1 protein-coding gene is annotated in these 719 nt (G+C 75.0%); it reads right to left on the bottom strand.

What is annotated here, in order from left to right; genetic code table 11:
• Nucleotides 1-74 precede the first annotated feature (74 nt).
• On the bottom strand, nt 75-719 hold a 645-nt coding region (locus DPV74_RS41680; RefSeq protein WP_162923355.1), incomplete at its 5' end, for an MFS transporter.

The following is a 719-nucleotide window of genomic DNA, read 5'->3' on the forward strand; positions in this document are numbered from 1 at the left end:
TGGCGCGCGAAGCGGCCTGACCGGGATGCGGGCGTCGTGGCGGGGCCGCGGTGCCCGCGTGCCGCGTGCGGCCGCTAGCGCGTGGCGAACAGCGGATAGGTCGCGCCGGCGACCAGCGCGGCCGCGAGCCAGACCACGCTCCACGAACTGACGGCGAGCAGCGGCGGGATCGCGAGTGGCGTCGCGAACAGCCCGAGGTAGACGACCGTGTTCGCCATCCCGAGCGCGGTGCCCGCGTGGTTCGCACCCGCGAGCGTCGCGAGCTCCGTGTACGCGACGCCATGCCACGCCGATACGCACACGCCCGCGAACACCAGAATCGCGACGATCGCGGCGAGCGGCACGTGCGGGCTGCCGGCCGTCGCGGCGGCAAGCAGCGTGAACGAGCCGGCCGCGACGAGCACCGAGCCGCGCAGGTACGCGCGCCGGTTGCCGTGCCGGTCGGTATGGCGGCCGCTCCACACGCGCATCACCATCGCGCCGAGCTGCAACACGACCATCGCCGCGCTGATGCCGGCGAGGCCGAGCCGGCCGAAGTCGTGCAGGAACACCGTCGCGAACGTGAGCACCGCGAACTGCGGCGCGCACAGCAGGCCGATGCCGAGCACGATGCGCCACACGCGGGCGCTCGCGAGCGGGCCGTGCGCGAGCCGCGCGGGTTGCGCGGGTTGCGGCCGAGCGGCCGGTCGATGCGCGGCACCGTGTGCGACAGCCGGTTC

This window comes from Burkholderia sp. HAN2018 (assembly GCF_024704855.1).
GTDB lineage: Bacteria > Pseudomonadota > Gammaproteobacteria > Burkholderiales > Burkholderiaceae > Burkholderia > Burkholderia cepacia.